The sequence below is a fragment of the Paenibacillus solani genome (assembly GCF_050475945.1).
In the GTDB taxonomy this organism is placed as follows: domain Bacteria; phylum Bacillota; class Bacilli; order Paenibacillales; family Paenibacillaceae; genus Paenibacillus_AQ; species Paenibacillus_AQ solani_A.
The window spans coordinates 999,010-1,024,468 of the sequence record NZ_JBCMXJ010000005.1; the positions used below are offsets into that span (position 1 = coordinate 999,010).

28 protein-coding genes are annotated in these 25,459 nt (G+C 40.6%); 1 reads left to right on the forward strand and 27 read right to left on the reverse strand.

Annotation, left to right across the window (positions count from 1 at the left end):
• Positions 1-5 precede the first annotated feature (5 nt).
• The 20 genes from ABEQ74_RS06535 to ABEQ74_RS06630 form a co-directional block, all read right to left on the reverse strand.
• Positions 6-164 carry a hypothetical protein gene (locus tag ABEQ74_RS06535; RefSeq protein ID WP_430120599.1) on the reverse strand — a complete coding sequence of 53 codons (159 nt, stop codon included), beginning with the start codon at positions 162-164 and terminating at the stop codon, positions 6-8.
• A 64-nt stretch (positions 165-228) separates the two neighbouring features.
• Complete coding sequence (locus tag ABEQ74_RS06540) at positions 229-711, reverse strand: GyrI-like domain-containing protein (protein WP_430120601.1); 483 nt, start codon at positions 709-711, stop codon at positions 229-231.
• Positions 712-754: 43 nt separating this feature from the next.
• Positions 755-1,288, reverse strand: a complete 534-nt coding sequence (locus tag ABEQ74_RS06545; protein WP_430120603.1) for a histidine phosphatase family protein — start codon at positions 1,286-1,288, stop codon at positions 755-757.
• Complete coding sequence (locus ABEQ74_RS06550) at positions 1,289-1,870, reverse strand: GNAT family N-acetyltransferase (protein WP_430120605.1); 582 nt, start codon at positions 1,868-1,870, stop codon at positions 1,289-1,291.
• A gap of 42 nt (positions 1,871-1,912) precedes the next feature.
• Positions 1,913-2,809, reverse strand: coding sequence for an RCC1 domain-containing protein (locus tag ABEQ74_RS06555; RefSeq protein ID WP_430120607.1), 897 nt, complete (start codon positions 2,807-2,809; stop codon positions 1,913-1,915).
• Positions 2,810-3,193: 384 nt separating this feature from the next.
• Positions 3,194-3,652 carry an NUDIX domain-containing protein gene (locus tag ABEQ74_RS06560; protein WP_430120609.1) on the reverse strand — a complete coding sequence of 153 codons (459 nt, stop codon included), beginning with the start codon at positions 3,650-3,652 and terminating at the stop codon, positions 3,194-3,196.
• Positions 3,653-3,827: 175 nt separating this feature from the next.
• Entirely contained in the window at positions 3,828-4,337 is a 510-nt protein-coding gene (locus tag ABEQ74_RS06565; RefSeq protein ID WP_430120611.1) for a hypothetical protein, read from the reverse strand.
• 208 nt (positions 4,338-4,545) lie between these two features.
• Complete coding sequence (locus ABEQ74_RS06570) at positions 4,546-5,043, reverse strand: GNAT family N-acetyltransferase (protein ID WP_430120613.1); 498 nt, start codon at positions 5,041-5,043, stop codon at positions 4,546-4,548.
• A 43-nt stretch (positions 5,044-5,086) separates the two neighbouring features.
• Entirely contained in the window at positions 5,087-5,377 is a 291-nt protein-coding gene (locus tag ABEQ74_RS06575) for an NUDIX hydrolase (RefSeq protein WP_430120615.1), read from the reverse strand.
• A 250-nt stretch (positions 5,378-5,627) separates the two neighbouring features.
• Positions 5,628-6,008, reverse strand: coding sequence for a VOC family protein (locus ABEQ74_RS06580; protein ID WP_430120617.1), 381 nt, complete (start codon positions 6,006-6,008; stop codon positions 5,628-5,630).
• A gap of 133 nt (positions 6,009-6,141) precedes the next feature.
• Positions 6,142-6,495: a VOC family protein gene (locus ABEQ74_RS06585; RefSeq protein WP_430120619.1), complete on the reverse strand. Its 354-nt coding sequence runs from the start codon at positions 6,493-6,495 to the stop codon at positions 6,142-6,144.
• A 129-nt stretch (positions 6,496-6,624) separates the two neighbouring features.
• Positions 6,625-7,344 carry a DUF2785 domain-containing protein gene (locus ABEQ74_RS06590; RefSeq protein WP_430120621.1) on the reverse strand — a complete coding sequence of 240 codons (720 nt, stop codon included), beginning with the start codon at positions 7,342-7,344 and terminating at the stop codon, positions 6,625-6,627.
• Positions 7,345-7,790: 446 nt separating this feature from the next.
• A complete protein-coding gene (locus tag ABEQ74_RS06595; RefSeq protein ID WP_430120623.1) occupies positions 7,791-10,346 on the reverse strand; it encodes a diguanylate cyclase domain-containing protein in 2,556 nt (851 codons plus the stop codon).
• A 66-nt stretch (positions 10,347-10,412) separates the two neighbouring features.
• A complete protein-coding gene (locus tag ABEQ74_RS06600; protein ID WP_430120625.1) occupies positions 10,413-11,003 on the reverse strand; it encodes a biliverdin-producing heme oxygenase in 591 nt (196 codons plus the stop codon).
• Between the two features lie 243 nt (positions 11,004-11,246).
• Positions 11,247-12,305, reverse strand: a complete 1,059-nt coding sequence (locus tag ABEQ74_RS06605; protein ID WP_430120627.1) for a hypothetical protein — start codon at positions 12,303-12,305, stop codon at positions 11,247-11,249.
• A 105-nt stretch (positions 12,306-12,410) separates the two neighbouring features.
• On the reverse strand, positions 12,411-12,761 hold the full coding sequence (locus ABEQ74_RS06610) for a VOC family protein (protein WP_430120629.1): 351 nt from the start codon (positions 12,759-12,761) through the stop codon (positions 12,411-12,413).
• Between the two features lie 15 nt (positions 12,762-12,776).
• Positions 12,777-13,217: a GyrI-like domain-containing protein gene (locus ABEQ74_RS06615; RefSeq protein ID WP_430120631.1), complete on the reverse strand. Its 441-nt coding sequence runs from the start codon at positions 13,215-13,217 to the stop codon at positions 12,777-12,779.
• A gap of 27 nt (positions 13,218-13,244) precedes the next feature.
• Positions 13,245-13,664, reverse strand: a complete 420-nt coding sequence (locus ABEQ74_RS06620) for a GNAT family N-acetyltransferase (protein WP_430120953.1) — start codon at positions 13,662-13,664, stop codon at positions 13,245-13,247.
• Positions 13,665-13,682: 18 nt separating this feature from the next.
• Positions 13,683-14,186, reverse strand: coding sequence for a 2,4'-dihydroxyacetophenone dioxygenase family protein (locus ABEQ74_RS06625; RefSeq protein WP_430120633.1), 504 nt, complete (start codon positions 14,184-14,186; stop codon positions 13,683-13,685).
• A 49-nt stretch (positions 14,187-14,235) separates the two neighbouring features.
• Positions 14,236-15,009, reverse strand: a complete 774-nt coding sequence (locus ABEQ74_RS06630) for a Cof-type HAD-IIB family hydrolase (protein ID WP_430120635.1) — start codon at positions 15,007-15,009, stop codon at positions 14,236-14,238.
• Positions 15,010-15,178: 169 nt separating this feature from the next.
• On the opposite strand from ABEQ74_RS06630, the gene ABEQ74_RS06635 reads away from it, so the two are divergent.
• Positions 15,179-15,871 (forward strand): class I SAM-dependent methyltransferase, encoded by a 693-nt coding sequence (locus ABEQ74_RS06635; protein ID WP_430120637.1) that lies wholly within the window; start codon positions 15,179-15,181, stop codon positions 15,869-15,871.
• Positions 15,872-16,373: 502 nt separating this feature from the next.
• Here the strand turns inward: ABEQ74_RS06635 and ABEQ74_RS06640 are convergent.
• The 7 genes from ABEQ74_RS06640 to ABEQ74_RS06670 all read right to left on the reverse strand — a co-directional run bounded on the left by ABEQ74_RS06640 (position 16,374) and on the right by ABEQ74_RS06670 (position 25,459).
• Positions 16,374-16,838, reverse strand: coding sequence for an N-acetyltransferase family protein (locus ABEQ74_RS06640; protein WP_430120639.1), 465 nt, complete (start codon positions 16,836-16,838; stop codon positions 16,374-16,376).
• A 232-nt stretch (positions 16,839-17,070) separates the two neighbouring features.
• Positions 17,071-18,819 (reverse strand): beta-galactosidase, encoded by a 1,749-nt coding sequence (locus ABEQ74_RS06645; RefSeq protein WP_430120641.1) that lies wholly within the window; start codon positions 18,817-18,819, stop codon positions 17,071-17,073.
• A 229-nt stretch (positions 18,820-19,048) separates the two neighbouring features.
• Positions 19,049-20,326, reverse strand: a complete 1,278-nt coding sequence (locus ABEQ74_RS06650; RefSeq protein WP_430120643.1) for a Gfo/Idh/MocA family protein — start codon at positions 20,324-20,326, stop codon at positions 19,049-19,051.
• A 50-nt stretch (positions 20,327-20,376) separates the two neighbouring features.
• On the reverse strand, positions 20,377-21,267 hold the full coding sequence (locus tag ABEQ74_RS06655; protein WP_430120645.1) for a carbohydrate ABC transporter permease: 891 nt from the start codon (positions 21,265-21,267) through the stop codon (positions 20,377-20,379).
• Between the two features lie 11 nt (positions 21,268-21,278).
• Positions 21,279-22,169, reverse strand: coding sequence for an ABC transporter permease (locus ABEQ74_RS06660; protein ID WP_054403223.1), 891 nt, complete (start codon positions 22,167-22,169; stop codon positions 21,279-21,281).
• A gap of 91 nt (positions 22,170-22,260) precedes the next feature.
• On the reverse strand, positions 22,261-23,991 hold the full coding sequence (locus ABEQ74_RS06665) for an extracellular solute-binding protein (RefSeq protein ID WP_430120648.1): 1,731 nt from the start codon (positions 23,989-23,991) through the stop codon (positions 22,261-22,263).
• Positions 23,992-24,115: 124 nt separating this feature from the next.
• Complete coding sequence (locus tag ABEQ74_RS06670; RefSeq protein ID WP_430120650.1) at positions 24,116-25,459, reverse strand: response regulator transcription factor; 1,344 nt, start codon at positions 25,457-25,459, stop codon at positions 24,116-24,118.

Consider the following 25,459-nt stretch of genomic DNA (forward strand, 5'->3'; position numbering starts at 1 on the left):
TTATGCTATTTTTCTATTATTACTAATGAAATCGATGCATTATTCTGCCCGTTACTCATGGGATTTTGGCTAATTACTTTCCATCCTTCGGCTAACAGATGATTTAATTCTTCCAGATTATTTTTCTTTTCTGATAGAAAATATAGGATTACTGCTTTTTGCATTGTAGTTATCCTCCATTATTCGTAAAATTGTTGTTACCAGACGTTAAGCACATCTCAAAAAAAGCTAGCCTTTAATTTTCCTTACTGGAAACATTAAATCCATGTATTGCGTCCCCGGTTCATCACTACCTAGATATTGTTCGATTCCGTATGTATCTGCTAATTCATAACCTTCCGATTCATTAACCCATTTGTACAAAAAATCATAAGCACGGTAGGTTGCATCCTTAGTACCTTTGTATGTTGTACTTGCATACGTATTAGCTGAAAATGTAAAAAGCTCCATCCCATCAGGAATATCATTACTATTCAGAACTTCTACACCTGCAATCCATCTAAACTTATCTGTCTCATGATTGTAGTTCGGCGGGTCAATAAATATGCCTATAGAATGGTCGCTACTTCTGTTTTTGACTTCTTCTATCCTGTCTTCAAATGTTTGAAATAACTTTGGTATATTCCTTTGTTCCCGCTCATCTTTAAGCAGTGTTTCTAAAGTCATTCCTACTACATGAAATGCTTGTTTCTCAATGATTCTTGCCTCCATAATTTCACGCTCCTAATTCATTATTTGCCTTATCAACTATCTGTCAATTTTCAAACTCATATACTTTATACTTGCCATTGTTTGACGAGTACTTAAGTAAATCCCCATCTTGTGGTTCGCCAAGAAAATAAGCACCCATGCATCCTGTTGTACACCGATGTCCAGAGATCAATATATTTATTTGTTCTTTAGGATATCTCCTCTCTTCAAGTTCAGACATAAAATGAAATACCCTCTTTATAAAATCTTTCATGTTCTCTACACCTTTATATATGGTGGGATCAGGTACCGGACCTTTCATTATCACTTCTTCTCTTCGTAATCGATCTGCTTCGCCTAAGTCAAATACATCAAGTCTTACATCCGGGATTGCTTCTAATCCACTCACAATCTCGGCGGTTTGAATAGCCCTCTCTTGTGGAGATGAAAAGACATAGTCGAATTTAACTTCCTTGAGCTCTTCTCTTAGAATCTCGGCCTGTTTAATCCCTTCTTCATTTAAAGGCATTCCTTGTCTACCTTGTAATCTTTTTTCCTTATTCAAATCCGTTTGTCCATGTCTGACCACATAGATCATTCAAGTTCCCTCCTTTGACTTATAGTCATTCTTAAGAATCGCATATATCTCCAAATCAACAATTCCCTTGCCGGACCAGATATTTGCTTGTCTTAAGGTTCCTTCCTTAGAGAATCCATTCTTAAGTAAAACACGTTTAGAAGCATCGTTTCCTGGCATCACTTCAGCTTGGATTCTATTGATATTTATTGTTTCAAAGAAATAGGAAGTTAGAAGTCTTACAGCTTCTGAGGCAACACCTCTCCCCCAGTATGATTGCTCTAAGAAGTATCCAATGGTAACCATATTTACTTTCTGGTTAAAAGCACATGCTTCAATTATCCCAACAAGTTTATTGGATGAATCATTTAACAAGATGCCCCACTTTACCCGTGACCGCTTATTATAATCGCGTTCAAAATGACCTATCATATTCTTTACAGTTACTTTATTGTGTTTAGGGATAATCCCACAGTACTCAAATACTAGATCGTTATCATAAATAGAAAACACATCGTCAAGATGGGTTGTCTCAATTTTACTTAAACTAATTGTGTCTCCATTGATAATAGGGAATTTTTCAAACAATACATCTATGCTCATGTTACTGACTCCTTTTTAGTCCGATGACGACTTGATTTAAACCTAATTGCCAGGTAATTGAATGCCATGCCAGCTGCTTACATCACATTGGCCAGATTTATTATCGCCCACAGCAACCACTGTTCCATCCGTTTTAAGGCCGATGGTATGAGTGCAACCTGCAGAAATCGCCACTATATTACGCCAGCCACTTACATTACATTGACCATGCTCATTACAACCCACAGCTGTCACCGTTCCGTTAGATCTGAGGCCGATGGTATGATAACTACCTGCCGATATCGCAACTATATCGTACCAACTAGTTACATCGCATTGTTCGTGTTTATTCCCGCCTACAGCCACTACCGTACCATTCGATTTAAGACCGACAGTATGAAGATAACCAGCCGAAACCGCTACAATACTGTACCAGTTCTTTACATCGCATAGACCATATCGATTATTACCTGCAAATGTCACCTTGCCGTTTGATTTAAGCCCAACGGTATGCCAGTCACCCGCTGAAACAGCCACGATATCACGCCAACCGCTTACATTGCATTGGCCTTCATTATTTCGGCCCACAGCCACCACCGTGCCATCTGATTTAACCCCGAGAGTATAACGCCACCCAGCCGAAACTGCCACGATATCGCTCCAGTTTTGTACATCGCATTGGCCATTTGTATTCCAACCCAGAGCCACCACGGTTCCATCCGATTTAAGACCGATGGTATGAGCATTTCCCGTATTCGTCGCCATATGAACATTTCCGACCGAAACCGCAACAATATTTTTCCAGCTGTTTACATCACATTGGCCAGATTTATTATCACCTACAGCAACCGCTGTTCCGTCCGATTTAAGAGCAACGGTATGACGGCGTCCCGCCGCAATAATATATCTAGACTGCGGTTTAACCTTGAACCCTGCTTCAATCTCTGAAGTGTAATCCATGTATTACCTCCTTGAAAATTAACCAGTTTTCAGAGTGCTCCTCTTGGATCAAGTTCTCCGAGTAAATAATTATTTTCTTCATTCGCCTGCATCAATGTTCTAATTTCATATGATTTGTACCCTGATGCAATAAATGGATCAGAATTTGCAATGTTGGTTGCTTCATTTAAATCTTCTGCTAAACAATAACCATCCCTCCAGGATAATCAGTAAAAGGACCACAGAGAATTAGTTCGCCTTGAGTTTCTAGACCTCTTAGGTACTCCACATGACTCGAGATTATTTCTTCATTTAAAGGTTTCTGGTTATTCATTAAATAAACGAAAATCATCTGTCCCCTCTCCTCATTTACATAGCAATTGAGCAAAATACTTCCTTCTAACATTAAGTTCTTAATAATGTGTTATGACCATTCTTTAAATCTTCAAATACACCTCTTTGTACAGTACTTATATCTTCTATTTCTATTTCTTCTATTGATTTAAATTCTAATCTTAATGATTCTTGGTTTTCATCTTTGTAAATTAGAGTTTTATTATCATCAGCAATTCTTCCTTCTAAATCTGCTCTGGCATTAAATATAAACATTACAAATACAACTTCATTTCCATCTGGATATCTATACTTCATTCGTGATCCACTATAGACAGTATAAAGTTCATATTGTGTTACCTCTAACCCTGTCTCCTCATACACTTCTCGTATCATCGTTTCTTCAATAGATTCACCCGCGTTCATTCCCCCTCCAGGAAGTCCCCAATCACCATAATCTGATCTCCGTTGGAGTAGTATCCTGCCTTCATTGTCTCGTATGATCGCCCCACCAGTTACTATTATTTTCATCACTATAAACAACCTTTCCTTATGACCAAAGTATTTATGAATAGGTATAGCCAAAATACCCCAGCCTTAGATGCTCTTATCTTAGGGCTGGGGTGTATGTTGTCTGAGCTCCTTCCATGATTATACATCTAAAACCAATGTTGATAACCATGAATCTTTAATATAGTAGCTCTACTCATCGAATTATTAATTCGTTTGTTTTATACCAGTCATCTTCTCCTATATAGCTTAATATGGTTGACCGATCTTTTTCTTGGAACGTATCAAAACGATTTAATTTTCTTAAAGTTTCAGCTGAAATCTGATGAATCAACACATCATTATTTTGGTCTGTCACATATGCTAGTATTTTTTGTTCTTCTGTATTATTTAATCCTTGATAAATGAACTTATAAAGAAATATTGAATTGGTTGATGAGGGAATGGATGTCGTCGCATTTGTTGTATTCATAATCCAACTTTTTATAATATCGATATCAGATTGCTCATAATATACATTTATTAACTCGGGTTGACCTCTTACAGAATTGGTTACATACATACTGACCTCAACTGATTTTATGGAATTGTTACTGTAACTTATAATTGAATTATGATTCTGATCATTGTTTGTATGACTGACATCCGAGTTACTATTACTACATAGAAAAGAAATCAACAATAACATAAAAGTGATTTGTTTCAAAAGCTATACCTTCCTCCTATTCATTTTAAGAGTTTCCTCGGTATCTAATAATGTCCTTATTTATGATGAGCCGACCATAGATAGCTCCTATCTGAGGCCGACTCATATATTCCGTAATCATACATCGCACTACCAAGGGGTGTAAGCCCGGCAGCAAGAGTATGAGTGTTATGTTATGTGATCTCACTATGGCATTCTTGACTCACCTTCATATTCCTAAGGTCTTCCGGTATCTGCTATGTACGTTCGGCAACTTTAGTTTATATATAATCTCGCCATCTTGATTATCTTTATCTTGATTGACAAATCCTAACTTCTCGTAAAGCTTTCTAGCATGATTATTACTTTTTTCAACTGTTAAAGAGATTACTTCGCATTCTCTGTGTCTTTTCTGAATAAACTCTAATATTCTTTTAAGCGATTGTGTTCCTAATCCCAACCCTTGATATTCTTTGTCTATTTGGAAACCACCGATCCAGTAATTATTGGTACTATTAGGTGTATAGGAAAGATAAAAAAATCCGAAAGTTTTACCATCCTTGCGCAATATATATGGATCAAAAGCCTCGTCCCACGGTTTTATATAAGCCCAGGCTAGAGATTCGATTACAGAAGGCACTATCTTCTCTTGTGATTTGAGTAAAGATATCGAGTAAGCTTCTTCCCAGTTATTTTTATCAATGGGTTCTATGTTGATTAGGTTCATTATGGATATTCCTTTCGATTTTGCATTATAAATTCGTTTCCTCTTAATAATATTTCAATAATTCCTCATCAATTTCACATATGTAACCAATATCATCTGTTCCATCCCAAAATACGATCTTATTAGCTTCCTCGTTTATTTTAAATGCTCTTTCATCATTTATATCCGAACTGTAAAGGCCACCATATTCGATTTTTCTGCTTTTGAGCTTAATTTTCATAAGCCCTTTAAATTCAATCCTATCGGGTATTTGATTTGTTTCCTCAAGCAGCTCCCGCAATGCACACTCTCTTAATGATTCTCCATTCTCTCTAATCCACCAGGTACCTCCCAATGATTCTTCCAAGTATTATATAGAAGCAGAAATCCATTCTTATTCTTTGCTACTACTAATGCATGTGTAATTTGATAATCTAATTGGATTTGGTTCGCCTCATCTTCAGAGATGGTTAGTAATTCTTCAAAAATATCACCATTTCGGTTTATACAAATTGTCATCACTGAATACTCCTTCAATATAGAGCATATTGTTTCTATCTTATAACGTCCCCGTAATCACGACGTCCTACCAAATAAAAAGAACACTAACTAAAACAAGTACAAATCATTAATAAATTCCCATCTGGATCTTTAAATGTGAACTCCGATAAATCAGAGTAGGTTTGAATGTTAGTTACAAGCTCTGCGTTCAAATCCTTTACAAACTGAAACGCTGCATCGATATCAACGGCACTCAAATTAAATAATGGTTGATTCGAGGTTTTCAATTCGTAATCCTCATCAAAACAATGATTATCAAGTGTTATTCCTGGACGTCCAGGTCCCATGTCGAATGTATAAATTGGTCCTTGGATTTCACTTTTCACTTCGATTCCAAGAAGCTTGCTGTACCAGTGCACAGACTTCTCTAAATCTCGTACATGAATAAAGATGGTATCTACCCTGTTTGCAATTGGACTTTGCATTAATACGCCCTCCTACCTTCTATTGAATTATCATCCAAGAGCGAGGGAACGGTGTGACCGATCCGTTGAGTGAACATTTTGTTATCTGATATCGTCTCGTCTGCTCTTCAAAAATTGCTATGCTCTTAACTCATTATTTATTCTGTTTTAATCCCAAGCATATCCCCACTGGATCTACAATGTAAGCAAGGTAAAAGTTATCAAAATCCATCTTTTCTCTAATAATCTGCGCACCATTTTCTTTGGCTTTTTCTAAGGCGTCATCGATAGAATCAACTTCTAATATTAATCTTGTACCATGAGGGTAGTCTGCTGGACCCTTGCTAATTCCTCCATCAATTCCACCTGGCTCTTCTTCTTTACTCGTCTTTACTGGCCAGTAACCCCAATTTGGTTCAAATATTTCCCATCCAAATACATTCGTATAAAATTCATTTGCCTTCTCTGGGTTTTGACTACTCATTTCAAAAGATACCACTCGTCCCATTGCTAACCCTCCTACTTATATATTTAGTTTTGTGCTTTGATCTCGCCGATTTTCTGATAGCCAGATGCACGTATATCCTATGTTATCTGATGTTTGAAACTCTTCTGATTTACAAGTGTTTAGCTTTTCTTAGAGTTGGTTTAATGTTTTTATTATTTCATTATGCAAGCCCTCAGTTCCACTGATATCCAATAATCTGAAGTATACACTTCGCAAAAGATTCTTAATATTGCCTCTCATGATGTCATATTGAGGATATGCAAATCTTTCAATACATCCAAGCTGCTGCACCCATTTAATTAATATATCTTCCTCTAGAATATTACGCTTTACAATTTGAATAACTACTGCTGCCATTCTCTCGTCTTCATCATTTATAAAATAATAATTACTAACACAAGCCTTTTCCCTTATTAACTCTAAAATAACTAATAAATGTTCTTGAGAATAATAGAATGATGATGAAATAGAATGTAGACCATCAGCTGCATGTGCGATCGAATGGGCCCATCCCTTTTCTAATACATATCCTCTAAAATCTTTCTCAAGTTCAAAATACAATCTCATCCTAGAGTAGATATATTCATATTCCTGTTCAGTAAGATAATTAAAGATATCATTATAATGAAAAGCAAGCGGAATGAATAGGGCAGAAAATGATCGTGTAAATACTGTATCTTGGTCAACATCTCCTATTCCATAGAATAAGTGATCATCATCTAAGGTCAGGTGCAATACTTGTCTGACTAATTCTATACTTAGTTCTTGATTCATTATCCATCGATGTAAAGTTCCATAAATCAGCTTATCCCTTAATTCGTTATCAATCGATCCAATGTTTATGATCATTTCATGAACGACCTGATCAATGTCGGTCTTCAGGAATTTTATAATTATTATCTCTTACATCTCTCAAAAAACCTTTAAGATTGTTCATTTATTCCTCCTTATATTCCCCCTGAACGTGCTATCTGAAGATAGTATTATCGCATCCAACTGTCGGATATCTGAAAGAACAGGGAATTCACTTTGTATATTCTCCAAGTAAGTCTATTTTCCTTTGAAAAAGTGATGTCAAAAGAACAGCTTCCCTCTTGGAGCAAGCTCCAGGCATCAGCACCATGTTCCCAACCTTCCGGGTAACGCTGGACTCGAACAGCTGAAGCATCGTAGTCTAGGGGGACGCACAAAAAAATCCGCAAGGAGAGGAATTCCTCCCTGCGGAACATGATCTATCTTATAAATTACTTGGAAGTTCTATCGAATTAACGTCCATTGCCTGTACATAGTATCAACTACATGTGATCCAACACAACGACCTGATTCTTTCCTCCATTTTTGGCCAGCCTGAGAGCTCTCTCAGCATGTCGGACCAGCTCATCTGGATTTCCATGCTCCGGAACTGCGGCCGTAGCCACACCCACACTGGCGGTAATAAATTCTCCAATCTCCGGCATATTCAGCGGGATTTGCACATCCAGCACCCCTTGGCGGATCTGCTCTGCCAACGCCCCGGTGCCAGCAGCCAGATCCCCAAATGCATACATGGAAAAGCTTCCTCCAATATACCGTGCTGTGAAGGCACCATGCTGGGCTCCGTATGCTTTCACAACCTCCGCTACCCACTGAAGGCATATATCGCCTGTCTGAAGGCCAAACATTGCATTATACAGCTTGAAATTATCAATGTCTATAATTAACAGTGATGCCGCCTCTCCAACTGGAGCCTTGGCCCATTCTTCGGTGAGCACATCTTTGAAATAGTCACGGTTCGGCAGCTCTGTCACAGGGTCTGTCGTCAGGAAACTCTGCAGCTGCTTCGTAACCTCCAAGTAGCTGCTGCCCCCTGACACCTGGTCTTCCCGCTCACGCGCAATGACATACAGCGCGTCATTACCCTGAAAAATCACCTGAGCAATGGTCATTTCCAGCATCTGTAGAGAGCCATCCAGGAGGTGGAATCTCGCTTGTACAGAGATTAAAGGGGTTTTGAAATTGTCTGCACCGCTGAGATAGGAGCAAACCTCATCCCGGGATTCCTCATGCACCAAACTCATGAAATCCACTCTTTCGAGCCCTGCTGCATTCTCATCGCTAGCGCGGAATAATACAGATGCCTGCTGGTTATTGAACACAATCTGTCCACCAGTCACAACAAGAAAGGCTACGGGCGACGTCTCCATCAGCTGCAGATAACGCTTCTCATTTTCTCGGGAAATGCGAAGGTTAATCAGTGCCTTCTCCTCCGTCTGACGGAGCTGGTTCTTGGTCTCTTTCAGCACGATGGTCTTCAGGTCTGACAGAGCCCTTAGCTCCCTTGTTTTCCAAGGCTGTGAAGTGCACTCCACAATTTGCTTCCATTTTTCAAAGGACTTTCGAGGCGAGATACGAAGCCCATCCTCTTCCTGCGTAACCGGCTTGTTGGGATCCCCGCCCCATTCCACCACCTGCACAGCTTCAGGTCTGAACCACATGATATAGCTCTCGTGATTCTGGGATAATCCCAGATATACAACTCCGGAGGCTGTATCCTTGTACAGCTTGGCCGGCTCATATTCAAGGCTGAGTTTTGAGGTATGGTAGTTGAGATCAACGGCCTTTCCTGACATCCATGCAGCCAGATCCTGTACCTGGTCCTGGGTTGGCGTTCGTCCGAACAGAACCAGCCTGTCCTGATACAGGACAGCAGCCCCCTTCGCATCCATTACTTCCAGCAGGGATTGCTGCTCTTCATGCAGCTGTTCAAGGATCTGGGAAGCCGCGGAGTTGCCGATGAAAATCCCAACGATCCGATTAAGATGTTCCTTGGCCTGCAGCTCGGCATCATAATCGTCAAGCCGCTGGCGCTGATAAAGCTCGCTCGAGAAGAAGGACCCCAGGAAATTGCACAAATTCCTTAGACGATGGGGTACATATTTAGGCACGGAATGATGACAGGCAATTAACCCCCACAGCTGATTGTCATGAATGAGAGAGATGGTCATCGATGCGCCAACTCCCATATTCCTCATATATTCCAGATGTACGGGAGATACACTGCGAAGGATCGACAGGCTCAAATTCAGAGGCTTGTTTGTAAGCGGATTGAGAGGAGGCACGATATCCACGGGGATATAGTTCGCATTCACAATCGTACGCAGCCAGTTACGAAGGTACAGTTCCCTTGCCTGTTTGGGAATATCGCTTGCCGGGTAATGCTGACCCACATAAGCTGTAATCTCTGGATTTTTAGCCTCCGCGATCACCTTTCCGTTCCACTCTTCATCAAATTCATAAATCATGACCCGGTCATAACCTAGAATATCCCTGACCTGCTCGGCCGCGATCTGACTGGCCTCCTTGCGGTTTCCCGTCAACTTAACCCTGCTGAAGAAAGACTGCATCCACTCAAAATCGTTAATGTTGGGCCCCTCCTCTGCAAAGACAGGCTCCAGCTCCAGAATAACCATACCCTCACTCTCATGCACAATACTGCAGAAGGGCTTGGGTTCCCCCCGTACCTCAATGCTAAGATCCACATAATGGAGCTTCAGAGGATCCTCCTTAAATTCTGCTCCGAACACAAGTGCAACCTGTTCTCCTCCAAGCAGAGATTCAAGAGGACGACCCAACAGATCTTCTGGCGGGATACCCAGAAGATCCTCTGTATTCCGGCTGCACTGCGCCACCGAGTTGATGTCATCTTGAAATACAGATAACAACACACCATGAGGCTGAATCATGCCGGGAATATGAATCGGTTCTTTCTCACAATTGGTAAGATCCGCTTTGCCACTAATGTAATCATCTTGTGTAGGTAGAAGCGATCGGTCCAGCAGATCATTAGATTTTGGTTCCTTATTATTTCCCATGATGCAGATTCCCCCTAGTTAACATATTCATGTTCCAGGTGTATTTTTATCTTGCCTATCCGTCAATTAAGGCTTGAACCATTGATCCAGCTTTCTAAAAGTTTCCTTCGCAGCTTCAATGATCTGGTCTTCCCGGGTTGTTGAGTCTGCTGCTGTCTCCACAAGCAGCTGCTGAAACGCCTTCCATCGGTCTCGCACCTTGTCACCATAACTATTAAAGTAATGGCCATTTATGTCTGGTTGAACGCCGAGAGCCCGATTCAACATGCGGATCACCATCTGTCCGCCAAGGATCGAGCCCTCAAGCACATACATTACCCCTGCAGCCTGTGTAAAAATTTTCTGTTCCGGCAGATCAGGGCACTCGGAAAGCTCCCCAATCTCCTGCATGGACAGACCCAGGCTTAGAAGATCTTTCTCCAGCAAGCCGGTCTTTTGGGTAGTCTCATAGTCGAAATTGTAGACTTTCCACTCAGCGTGCTGCGCCAGTCGAGCTTCCACTGGTCTGACAAACCCGTAGAATTTCTCAAGATAATTCTTATATTGCGACAATGTTATTGTTCCGTCTGTGATAGCAGCAGCATAAGGATTCTGCTCTGTCTGAATATGATATGGTGCCGTCTCTTCCCTCAACCGGGTCAATATAGATACTTTCACGTAACGAGAACCTCCACCCACGGAATCTAGGACTCTATTGCTTTCCCACATCTACCAGCATAACACTTCTTAATACTGTGTCCTAATTTTTTTCAATGTTTCCCTATAATATGCCTTGCAGAAATGTGCATCAAAGAGCCTGTTTATCCTTGTATATCCGCTCCATACCAATAGTTTTAGTTCATATTCAAGTGCCTGTGCCCTGGAAAGTGACTCACCATGTCGCCTGATCTCGAATATCTCTCAAAAAACTAAACCAACACTATTTATTTCATAGACTCCATCGCTAATCTTATCTTTCATCAATTTATGTAAATTATTCTCTTTCTTCATCAAATACTCCTCGAAATAAGTAGAAATGTACTTAGTAATAGTCGAATGCTTTAGTTTAATCCCAGCTTCCTTGTAATGTATTGGGATATCGCTAAATGTCATATGGTGAGCTCCTTGCAGCTTAATAAATGTACTATTTATATCACTCGATTTATACAGAGCGTTATAACCACTCAAAAACATAGATAACAAATCTGGGGAAAGTTCGTTTTCTAATTCTTCAATTGAACATTTCTCTTGTCGAACTACCAATAATGGAACCGATACTTTTTCTTCTAAACCTGCCTTTAATAAGTGGAAACTAGGATCTAATAGGACACTAGCTGTAACTACTTTTTCTCTTTTTAGTACTTCATACGCAGCAGCGCCACCTAATGAATGACCAATTATCCCTATTTCATTGTCATCAACTACTGCCATGAGGTCCTTATCGGAATTCAGGACTTCCTCAAGATTACTCATAACATACCTAATATCATCAACTCTAAGTTCTAATAATTGATTCCAATAATGTATATCCAAACTGTCAATTTCGGATATCTCTCTCGATTGTTGAATAAAACGACCATCTGGGAAAATTGAAAATATCGATTCATGAGTGGCACCAATCGTAATAACAATAAAACCTTGCTTTACTAAGTGTTCCACACAAAAGGAATACATATCTCTAACTACACCAAAAGCAGGAGTTATAAAAATAATGGGACAGTTCCTAACGCTCATATTAACATTTGCATTATTATATATTACTGTTTCTAGATTACTAATATATTCTTTGTTTACTCCCATACTACTGAGCATATCAACAGCCAACAGGGCACAAGGTTCAAATAAAGTAGTGTACTTCTCCTTATTCCCCGTGGGTTCTGAAGGATAATATATGCTGGTGAGAATTTCTCTTGGCTCTTTACTTATTGGATCGATACGAGTTTTATCTGTAAATGTTAAGACCCTTCTCCCAATTGTCATTACTCTCATCCTTATACTCTTACTGTTAATTGAATCCTTTTATCTTGCTCCAATAACTAACTTTCACCTATTGCTATTTAATCCATATCCTAAGTTTCAATTAAATTATGTATGAGCCAGAATGTTTACAAGCTTACAAAATGGATCGCGGACAAAAAAACGCCGAACTCCCCAAGGCTCATCTACAGGACCATATTCAATTGAAAATCCGGCACTCTTCATCCGATCATAACAAATATCCACATTATCAACTTCAATCGAGAGATCAGGTGTAGGAGTATGTGAGCCGCCTTCTGAAGCGAAACTAATTTGGACACTCATTTCATCACTTGATCCATAAGTTACTATCCAGCCGTGGTCCATCAATAAATCGAGTCCTAGTACATCCTGATAGAATAATTTAGCCGCACTTATATTCCTTGTATCTATATTCGGAACAATTCGCTTAACCTTCATTTGCTACCTCCACAACTAAATGTTTTTGATTTGAATGTAGGAATCGAACTCACTTTCAGGATCTTCCCCCTTAAATCTTTCATCATAAACTTCAAAACATACGATATCGTACTGTTCATAATTACTTGATGCTAACCAATTTATCAGTGTCTGAAATGATTCATTTATTTTACTAATTGGTCCTTTATGAGTCATGCCAACATACATTCCAGCAGGTATTACATATGAAAACATCCCATCTGGAACCTCTGCCATTTGATCTACTTCAACTCCAGCCATATAACCATGTTCATTCCTCTTGATAACACCAAGGGTTTCAGAGCTAACCTTACGGTTTTTAATTTCTTCAATTCTAGTAAATAGTTCGCCCCATACTTCTTGCGGATTTGTTTGCTTTCCTATACAACCGGCCCCTACTACTTTTTTTGCTTGGAACTCGAAAATCTCTGGTTTCACCTTTGCTCCTCCCATAATTTTCAAATTTCAAATATCTTTTTTTAAATAGTAATGTGTATGCCTTCCAGCATTCTCAATAGTTCCATAAATCTGAAACCCTTCCTTCGAATAAAAATCCAGTGCTTGAAAACTCAATGTATCCAGTTTAATAAAATCACATTTTCTTTCTATAGCTATCTTTTCTGCTTCCCTTAGAAGTGCTCTTCCATACCCAAATTTCCGATACTCTTCTTCAACGAATAGATAATGAATTTCAAGCCAATTCCAGCAAAACTCCCCCACAACACCTCCAATTATCGCCCCACCATCATAAACTAAATGTAGTTTCAATTCTTGATAACGACCTTTCAGATCATCTGGAAAGTGTTTAAGATTAAACTCGATCATCTTGTTCCTTACATAATCCTTATTATCAGTATCAATATTAGTAGTGATCTCAATCGACAACATCATCACTCCGATCCCTCAATAAACAAGATCTTCTCGCACTTCTATTCCCATCTCGTGACAATGATCTCTATATTTCTTAAGTACTGTATAAATATCATCTTGACCAATAACTACGTTATCTTTATCGAAGTACTGCAATGCTCCTGCAAGAATGAATAAAGTAATTACCTCTTCATCCTCAGTAATTAGAGTATGGATATCCCCAGGCGGTTCAAAAATAAAACTTCCTGGTTTCGCGATCCAATCACGTCCTTCATATCTCCATTGCCCTTTAATGTTATATCCTATAACAGATCCACCAGTATGTCGGTGGCGCGTCAACACTTGATTACTCTTTATCTTAAAAAGGTATATCCAGGTACCCGTTGCAAGATCAAATCTAAGAGGTTTGAAATAACAATTGGCCTCTTCTCCGTCGTCAAAAGGAACCCATGGTAAATCATCGATATCAATCACCCTTTCGGGTAGTTGAAGATCTTCGGCTAGTTTTACTACAGAATCTTTAATCAATCTATTCATGCTATAGTCTCCTCTTCAATACACAGTTTGGTGAAGCTATCTGTGTTGATTACAATAATCTTTCAAGCACCATTGCAACCCCGTCATTATCATTTGTATCTGTAACTTCCTTAGAAATCTCTTTTAAAGGGTTTACAGCATTCCCCATTGCTACTGGCCAACCACAGATTTTAAATAATCCAATATCATTATAATCGTCACCAAACACAATTACTTTTTCGAGGGGAACTCCAAGTTTCTCACACAATAATGTTACTGCCTTTTCTTTAGAAGCCTTTTCTGATGAAATTTGAACAAGTTCTCCGTTATCAGTAATGACAATATTCATTTTGCTTGAAAATCTTTCTCTCAAAGATTCCAAATCTATCTTCCCGGAAAAAAGGACCTTTGTTGCTTCTTGACTCTTAAGCTCGTCTAATGATTTAACAACAGGGAACTCTTTAACCTTCGTTATCGATGCATATTCATATTCCCTCAGACTCATCCACTCATCTTTCACTTCAAGATTTATATCCAGCTCTGGATTGCAAGTTAAACAGTAATCTAATAATTCAGCAGTAAGCTCAGAACTAATCAGCTCATGATGATTTATACCTGTTAGTGGACACGCGAGATAAGCTCCGTTGTAATAAATGAAGGAGCCTATATTTCTCAAGTCTTCTGATAAAAAGTGATTTACTGACCTTGGTGGTCGTGCTGTAGCAAATATAATTTTCATCCCTTGCTGATAGCACTTCAAAACAGCATTGTAATTTCTTTCTGATACCTGCTTTTCTGAATTTAAAAAGGTTCCATCCAGGTCTAAAACAACGATTGAATACATCATCCATTTCTCCTTATCTATTTGATTCCGCTCTACTATACACACCACCAATTAATGATTATCCATTTATAGCTTAAACCTATCAACACTATCATTTCCAAATATTAGTTTTTAACTTGTCATTAATATATCATTTAATTATGAAATTAATAGGGGGAGGATTATTAAAATGGAGTTTAACCGTCTTGATATCAAAGAACAATTTAATGAAGTTGCTCAAAAATATGACAAACAAAGAGCAATGCTTATTCCTTGTTTTGACGATTTTTATAAAATAGCTACTGATTTAGCTTCCTTGGAGACTGATTCTCCCAATGTCTTAGATTTAGGTGCAGGCACTGGATTATTCTCGAGCTATATCCTTACCAAATATCCCAAAGCAACATTAACACTGATTGATTTATCCGAGAATATGCTGGATATTGCGAAGACCCGTTTTCAAAACAATCCAAATATTCAATACATAGCAGGTGATTACACCCAATTCGAATATCATGAACAATTTGATTTAGTCATATCGTCTCTCTCTATCCATCACTTAAATGATTCCGAGAAGAAATATCTATATCAGAAGGTTTATTCAATAATGAAAAGCAACGGTATATTTATAAATGCTGATCAAATCCTAGGGAATACCGAATTCTTAGATTCCTTGTACAAATCAGATTGGAGAAACTACATAGAGCATAGTGGGCTGGATCAAGTTGAAATCTCTTCCGCAATTGAGAGAACTAAACTGGATAAGATGACTACCCTAGACCAGCAATTAAGATGGCTAAATGAAACTGGATTTACTGATGTGGATTGTATTTATAAGTACTACAATTTTGTTGTCATGTTTGCTAGGAAAAGAGATAACTAGATTATCATTATGTATTATGTGAATTCTTGTTCCATGGAAAAATCCCGGGGACCTTTATTAACATCATGGTTTCTGTTTATTTCCTTCTCCAGCTGTAAAAGGTCCCCAAAAACAACTGTAACTTGTACAGTGTTATGCGATATATATCCATCTCAAAATTGCTATTAATATGTTTTTTGCACTACCAATGTGAGCACTTCGCTTTCGAGAAGGATTCTTCGGTCATCTCTCTTTATTTCTACAGCGTAAGGTTTTATTGTATGTTTCAATAACTTCCAGCCTTCATACATCGATTCAAACTTATCTATTAAATAATGAGTGTCAAATATCAACTCGTACATTGGATCAAGACTTTCACCGGTATCAAGTATCGTCTCCTTGATTTTATTTCTTTTCCTCTTCTCTAATCATCGTCAGACGATCCACGGTATCAACTCTCTTTCAAGAATAATGGCAGCGCAGACTTTGAAAGGGGATGTGCTCGCAGTCCATACCATAAAATTCATTCTATTACTAACTCCATAGGCTCTTTACAGAGTTTATAGCCACTACGTTCGTAGAATTCAATGCTCCAATCACTCGGCCAAACGATTATAAATTCATATTTATTGGTCTTGGACCACTCTTCTAATTCCTTTAGTAACCGACTCCCTATTCCCTTCCCCCTATGAATCGGCGATGTGTAAACATTTGTCATGTACGCAAACGGTGACGTCTTCTTACCTGGTCTGGGGACTTTTGTTATAAGTTCTATGTATATATGGGATATAATTCTACCTTCCGCTTCAGCAACCCAGATGAACCAGCGATCTCCGCTTAAAGCCTCTTGAAGAAATGACTGACATTCTAAAAAGAAATCTTGATACTGATCTTCATCAATCTTTTTATCATTATATTCATTTGTAAAATCCCATCTCATCCTTACGAGTTGCTCAATATCAGTTTTATTAGCTAGTCGAATATGCATGACGTCACCTCACTTATATAAAAAAAGAAACAGACCACCCTGCTTAAGGGAACGGTCTGTTTCACACACCACTTAACGGTAGACTGCTCTTTATGCTGATAATGTACACTGGTTTCGTGTTCCCTTACGAACTCTAACCACTTCTCACCTCAGTATATCTCATTATATAACGCTTTTATAGAGATTATTTCTTTGCTGTTCATTGTTAGTTTGATTAGGTTTTATTCATCAGTTATCCGATATTGGGCTGGTCCAAGAAAGTTACCGCGGCGTCTGAAGTGCCATGCAGCTCAAAAATCATAATTTCATTATCACCTTGCTTCAATAAAGGACCGGGCACATACAATGTTTTCTGCGGTCCGATATTCCAATAACGTCCGAGGTTAAATCCATTGATGAATACAACCCCTTTTGTCCACCCTTCCAGGCTTAAGAATGTATCAGAAGGTTCATCAACAACCAAAGTTGCGCGGAAAAAGCTAGGTTCTGTTTGTTCGGATAATCCTTCGAAATTCAGGCCAGTTAAATCCGTTAATGGCAGCGGGTGCATCGTCCATTCCGATAGAAACTGTCGTCCGAAACGAACGCCCTCGGTAATGCCTTTACATTCTCTCATAAAAGGTCCGTAGTTAATGCGCCCTAAATTCTCCACAAGTATACTGACATGTAACCCTTCGTTTGGTACCCCGAACTCCAGTTTAACGTCTGGGTTGATCCGATCCAGCGTTGCTGCCAGCTGCCCATTCAGATAAACTTGTGCACGGTCACGCACATCCTGGATGACCAGTTCATCTTTTGGTCTCGGTCCTGAAATATACGTACTATAATGAATAAACCCATAAGCTTGACCCAGTTTCTCCATGGTTTCAGGGTATGCAGAGGCAATTGGGGCTGAGATCCGGTCCAAATTAGCCTTTAGTGAAGCTTGCTCCATCATCTGTAGTTTTCCGTACGCTTTCTTAGGGATCGGAGATGGCAGCTCGCAGGGTCCAAGATCCACATATTTTGAGATAACCTCACGAATAGCGAAATATTTCTCTGTGGGCTCCCCTGATTCATTTAATGGTGAGTCATAGTCATAGCTCGTAATGGTTGGTTCATACGCGTCAAGTGAATGAGCATTGGCCCCATTATAGAATCCAAAGTTGGTGCCTCCATGAAACATATAAAAATTTACGGATCCGTTCAGGCTTAATATTTCATCCAATACATGCGCAGCATCCTCCGCAGAACGCGTATGATGCTCCTCACCCCAGTGATCAAACCATCCGTTCCAATATTCCATACACATAACCGGCGCATCGGGTTGGTATTCAAGCAGTTTATCGAAGGCCTCTTTTGTCCGGGAGCCAAAGTTTACGGTTGCCAAGACACCAGGGACCATTCCCCCCTGCAGCATGGCGTCTTCAGGACCATCAGACGTGAATAAGAGAACATCCATACCGCGGGATATCATGCTTTCTTTCAAGTGATTCAAATAGCGTTTATCGTTACCGTAACTTCCGTATTCGTTCTCAATCTGCAATGCAATGATCGGGCCACCTTCTGTACATAACAATGGCTTTAATTTAGGAAGCAATACATCATAATAAGCATCCACATGATCGAGAAACGGCTGATGGTAGCATCTCAAACGCATATCCGGATCAAATAACAGCCAGTAAGGCAGACCTCCAAATTCCCATTCAGCGCAAATATAAGGCGAAGGACGAACGATTACATACAGCTCTAATTCCGCTGCAAGTTCAATAAACCGAACGATATCCGCTATACCCTCAAAACAAAACTCTCCTTTTTGCGGCTCGTGTAAATTCCATGGCACATAGGTTTCTACCGTGTTTAGGCCGCAGGCTTTCAATTTTAAGAGACGGTCCCGCCAGTACTCCGGTACAACCCGGAAATAATGGATGGCTCCCGAAATAATGGTTACAGGCTGATCATTGTAATAAAATGTGGATCCTGAATAATGAAAAGTCGCCATGTTCTCTGCTCCCCACGATAATGTGTTTTAAGTATCTTGATTTGCTAAAACCTGGTTACGGCTCTCTTGCTGTTCATCGTCATGCGTCCATACAACATTAAAACCACAGCTATAAACTACTGCGGCTTTAGTGTTTATTGCTTCGCAAAACTATACATTAGAAATACGGTCCACCGAACCAGAGCTCCTGTTCTAACAGCGGAATTCTCATCGGAGAGACATTCATCGTTCAACTCACCACTTCATCATGGAATACACTTTGGGCAAAATCTTTCAGGTCAATAATCTTACCTTCAATACGGGATTGCTCCGCTGCAAATGCAATAAGATGACTTTGAACGGAATGATGGGCCGAAGTAAGGCCTTGAAGCTTCCCATCCGCTCGGACCAGCTTAACGAAATCTTTAATTAACCCCATATCGCCGCCGCCATGACCAACATGACCTCCCGCATTTTCGAAAGAGATTCTCTCCACCTTACCGCTGCCAAAATGAAGAACCTCAATTTCATTCTTCTCCATAGCGCCGCGGATTTCACCTTTGGTACCCATAAGCTTGATTGTGCGGCTTACATCTTTGGTAAATGCACTCATCGTAAAAGATATCGTTACGGAATTAGCGAATTCCAGATTCACAACCTGGTGATCAACGACATCATTGTCACAATGATAGACGCATCTTCCATATGGACCCTCTTGCAGAGCCTTCAAACGAGCTTCGTAACTAGGGGCATCACTAATTGCCGAAGTAGGCCAATCCGTATTTTCTGTTAAATATATATTGGGAGCATAATAGAGACATTGATCAGCAACCGGACATCCGTCTGTGCAGCGTAGAGGCGCTCCCACTGGTGCCTCGCTTGATTTAAAATGAGATAGTGAACCGAAAGAGGACACACGTTCACATTCCGAATCGGCTAACCAAGATAGAATATCAAGGTCATGACAAGACTTGGCGAGGATCATGGGACTGGATTCATCCTTTCTCCGCCAGTTCCCTCTTACAAAGCTGTGGGCTTGATGCCAGTAACCTACATTCTCATTATGTTGAATAGACATTAATTGCCCGATTGCTCCGCGATCCAGCAGTTCTTTAATCGTAGTGAAGAAATTGGTGTATCTTAGTACGTGACAGATCGAGAAGACGCGATTGGATTCTTTAGCCATTTGTCCCATGAGTACGCATTCTTTGGCATCAGGGGACATGGGTTTTTCCAGGAGCACATGATATCCCGCTTCCAGCGCCTTCATGGTCGGTTCGTAATGCTGATTATCCTGCGTGCAGATGAATACGGCATCCGCTACTTTAGGTGAGGCAAAAAAATCATCCCAACTAGCGAAACATGCCTCTTCCCCCAGTTCATGTCTTTCTTTAAATTTATTTCGTCGTTCTAAGTTCGGCTCCGCAACCGCTACAACTTGAAGTTCATTGGGATGCTGAATCGCATACTCAGAATAATTTATGCCTCGCAGACCCGCTCCAATTAATGCAACAGTAACTTTCTTCATCTCACTCTGCCCCTTCGCGCATGCTTGTTTTTGATGGAAGAATCTTCGTTCTACTCTTTTACACTTCCAACTGTCATCCCTTTAACAAAATACTTTTGCAAGAACGGGTACACGACCATGATCGGTAATGCCCCCATAAAAATCTGCGCCATACGAATCGTCTTCTCACTCAGGTTCTCCATAACCTTGAGCTGCTCCACGGACATCGATGACATCTGAGCATTCAGAGACATAATTAATGTTGAGAGATAGGTCTGGAGCGGATATTTATCCGGTGAGTTCAAGTACAGAATCCCGTCAAACCAGGCGTTCCAGTGACCAACAATGGTAAACAAGCCAATCGTTGCGATGGAAGGAAGGGATATCGGCAAGTAGATTTGCCAGAGCACTCTCCAATGTCCTGCACCATCGATGGTTGCCGCTTCGTCCAGTTCTTTGGGAATACTTCTGAAGAAATTAAGCATTAAGACCATATTCCATACATTTAATGCGCCAGGTAAAATCAGCGCCCATATTGAATCCAGCAAACCTGTGTCCTTTACGATGATATAAGTAGGGATTAGACCTCCTCCGAAAAACATCGTAACTGCAAAGATCCATACATATACCGTTCTGAATCTAAACTGATCGTTCGATTTGGAAAGCGGAAATGCTGTAATAAAAATTAACAGCATGTTGACTGCTGATCCCAGTACCACCCGTTCGACCGATACAACCAAGGAGCGGAAAAACTCAACCTTCTCCCCCAAATATACATAAGCATCCCAAGTAAAATCGACGGGCCACAGCTTGACTTCTCCAGCCATCGCAGCCGTATTGGAGCTAAGCGATATGGATAGTAAATGAACAAACGGGATGATGCCAAGCAAAGTAATGGAAGTTAGGAATAGCACATTAAATACAACAAATAGCTTTCTGTTGAGTGATTGTTTGTGTAACACATCTCCGCCTCCTAGAAAATGCGGTAATTGTTGAATTTATAAGCAGCGTAATAGGTTACTGATACCATGAATAATGAAATGACAGATTTAAATAGCCCTACTGCTGCGGCCGGACCAAATTGTTGGCTAAACATGCCTAACCGATAGACAAAGGTATCGATAATGTCCGCGCCTTCATACACAGTCGGGTTATACATCATAAGGATCTGCTCAAATCCCGCGTTAAGTATCCCGCCCAGACCTAATACGGCTAGCAAAATAATGATCGGTGATATACCCGGAAGCGTGATATGAAGCATTTGCTTCCATTTTCCTGCTCCATCCACTTCCGCTGCTTCGTACAGCGTTGCGTTAATTCCCGTGATTGCAGCAAGCATGATGATCATGTTATAGCCCATGCCTTTCCAGACATCCGACCCGATAATAATGCCTCTAAACCAGCTATTATCAAGCATGAACATGATCGGTTCGAACCCCATCGAAGCAATCAAGCCGTTGATCGGTCCGCTCAGAGAGAATAATTCGATGATAACGCCCCCAAGTACGGTCCAGGAAAGGAAGAACGGAAGGAAAATAGCCGATTGAATAAAGCCCGCAAACCACTTCTTGGTAAGCTCGTTTAGCAATAAGGCCAGAATGAGGGGTACTAGTAGTGACAACACCATTTTGGAAATGGCGATTATAAGCGTATTCCATAGAACTTGTTTGAAATCCGGCAAGTGAAACACATAATTAAAGTTATCCCATCCGACAAAATCGGATTTAAAGAATCCGGATAACGGTTCAAATTGTTGAAATGCCATGACGAGTCCAACCATGGGGCCGTACGCATAAATCAAGGTTACGATCACGCCCGGTATTAACATGATGTGAAGCGGCATTTCCTTTTTCAGCGATTTCATGGATGATCCTCCTCGCAAGCTTACTCATTGAAAAATGGGAGGTGCGCCGATTAACATCGACTCACCTCGCCCACTTAACTGTTCCTATGAATTATTTCTCAGCTTCAGTGTTGTACCATTCATTGACCTCATCGATAATTTGTTTTCCGCCGAGCGCATTCCAGCTATCCACGAATTTATCAAATTCATCTAATGAAGCACCCATGATAATCTTGGTGAAGGATTCCTGCATTAACTTGTCTAACTGGCCGCCTTTTTCAACGATGGTTGGTGTTGGAAGACCATAGAATTCGTTATAAACAAACTGGTCGGTTTCTTTGATTTTCTTGGTTAATCCCCAGCCCCCGTCTTTTGCAGCACGGCTGTAGTATAGGCCCCAGTTTATGCCTTTGGTAGCGTTGGATGTATCATTCGCCAGATAATCCTGTGTTGCTTTAAACGTATCCGCAACGGTCTTGTAGTTGGAATCATTAATATCGATTTCAGTTTGGTTAGCATCAAGCGCTTTATTTACTTCCGTGTAAATGGTATCGATATCAACAGGATTAGCGATCCTTGGGTTAAACCAGTTGTATACATAACCTTCCTCAGCTCGATTTTTGTCCTTAAATTCCTTTTTACCGACTTCGATGTAGAAATTAAGCATCTTGATGGCAGCTTCCGGATTCTTCGCTTTTTTGTTTACAACGAAGATTTTGTTGCTGCGGATTTTTGGAACGAGCGATTTTGCCGGTCCATCCACCCCAGGGAGCTGAATGGCGATCCAATCGGCTTTTGGATCCTTATCAACGCTAGAGTTAAGCGGCCAGTTCGGATACCACCATTCTCCGTAAGATATGCCCACCTTACCTGAAATCAGGTCCTCAACCGCTTTATTCTCATCTTTAAGGGCGAATTCCTTATCGATGATTCCGTCTTTATACCATTGCTGCAGCTTCCCGAGCCCTGTCTTCACTTCTGGCTGGATTAGTCCAGGGATGAGCTTGCCGTCACTGCCTTTGATCCAGGCAGATTGATTATCGCCAACAGATGGGTACGCTCCGAAACCATTGAAGAAACCTCTCACATCAAATCCCCAGAAGAATAAATTCTTTTGCAGGGCTAGGCCATAAGTGTCATTCTTACCGTTCTGATCGGGGTCGTCATTTGTAAACGCCAGTGCAACTTTCTCCAGCTCATCCATGGTCTTTGGTGCTTCTAACCCCAAATTCTTCAGCCAATCCTGGCGAATCCATAGAATTTGTGTGGAAAGGAACGGGTCTTCAAATGCAGGTATTCCCAGCTGTTTACCATCCTCGCTAAATCTTTTCATGGCGAAGCCGCCGTCTGATTCCATGTAACTCCTGAGATCTGGAGATGCATAATTTGCGTATGCTTCCGTCAAATCGGCAAGCATGCCTTGCTTTTTAAGCTTTTCATAGTTTTTCTGATCGACCTCGATCACATCAGGCAAATCTCCGGATGCCATCGCCAGTGAAAATTTTTGTTCATACTGGGCTGAAGGCACCGTCCACTTGTATTTCACCTCAATGTTCATCATCTCTTTGAGATCTTTCAGATAAGCATTCTGCTCCGGCGTTATACCGCTCGGTGTTCTCGGATCCTCCGGCGGATTATATCCAAGCACTTCTGTGACAATAACGGTTTCCGGATACTTTCCTAGCGGATCTGGCGCTGCTTCTCCTGCAGCCGAATTGTTAGTAGTGTTTTCCTTCGGTGCGGATGGGGCGTCGGCTTCCTTCGCCGGACCTCCACAGGCAGATAATAATGACATAATCATGGTTACTGCCAGCATCATTTTCCATGGTCTGATTTTACGCATCTAAACGCTCTCCCCTTCTATGAGCTGTAGTTCAAGGCCAATTCGGTGTACCTGGCTTTAATTCTAGTTTGGTAAGAATGCGCTTTCAATTTTGTTTTTTTTACATTGCTTTCACTTTATTTACTCATTTAGAATTTCGATATTCTTGAGGGGATTGTCCCATCTTGCGTTTAAAAAAGGTTGTAAAATACGATGGTGATTCAAACCCGACCCGGGATGCAATTTCGTTTAGTTTCAAGTTTGTTTTCTCCATCAGTTGAATCGCCACATGCAGTTTTGTTGATTGGATAAACTCCAGTAAATTTTGACCGGTAACTTGTTTATAATATCTTGACAGATAGGACGGATTCAGATGAACCTCTTCAGCAATGGCAGTAAGCGACACGTCTCCAGCCAGGTTATCCTCTACATACTGGTGAATTTGTTCAATAAGAATGGTCTTAAAATCTGCCTGTTCAATCCCCCCGGCTTTATGCAGCGTATCTTCGAGTCGGCTTAATTTCTCGAGCTCCAGAATCAGCATATGCTGTCCCAATAAAGTCCGCTTAACGATCATGGAGCGTATCCCTTCGAATTGAAGATGGATGGATTCCCATTGGTGAAGCAGATCACCCGAAATGCCAAAAGATAGGTTAACACCGAGCAACTCTCCACATTCATTTTGCACAAGCTCCAGGATCCCTCTCATATAAGCAACTATACCTTGCCAATGGATCTCTTCTGCATCTTCATACGTTCCCCGAAAGCGATCTAGCAAGCCCATTTCAGGTTGAAGCAGCCAGACGAATATTCGATCATCGTAACTCACTTCCTCACAAGAAATGGACGCGGGTAGGTGATTACGAAAAATGCGCTGAACAGACAGGGGAAGCTTAAATTTGTGCTCATCTACCCGATCTGCAACGCCTACCACAAAGAACGAGGTGAGGTCCAGCGCAATGCCGAAATCAATATCCTGATAGCGTTCATCTTCCAAGAGTGAAATAATGGACTCTCCACCAATCACTCTCTTCATCAGCTCTTCTTTCAGGAAGGAATTCGCGATATCCAGATGCAGTTGCGCCCGTTCCAGCTGAAGTCTTCGAAGATTCTCTTCTTCCAGCTTGCGGGTTGCCTCTTTTACGGCCTCAAAAATCGGTTCTATTCCCTCTGTTTTCAGTATGTAATTGTCCACATTTTTACGGATCGCCTCATATACAAAATCAAACTCACTGTATCCCGTCAGGAAAATCACCCGGCACGACGGCCAATAGTAGACGATTTCGTCCACAAGCTGAAGCCCGTTTTTCTGAGGCATGCGAATATCGCTTATCATAATATCCAATTTGGTTTTCCTGGCGATTTCAAGTGCCTCCATGGAGGAATATGCTTTCCGTATATCCAGTTCCAAATCGGTTTGTTCCTGAAACAACTGCACCAAGCCATTCACAATCACAGGCTCGTCATCAACGATCAGTATTCTGTACAT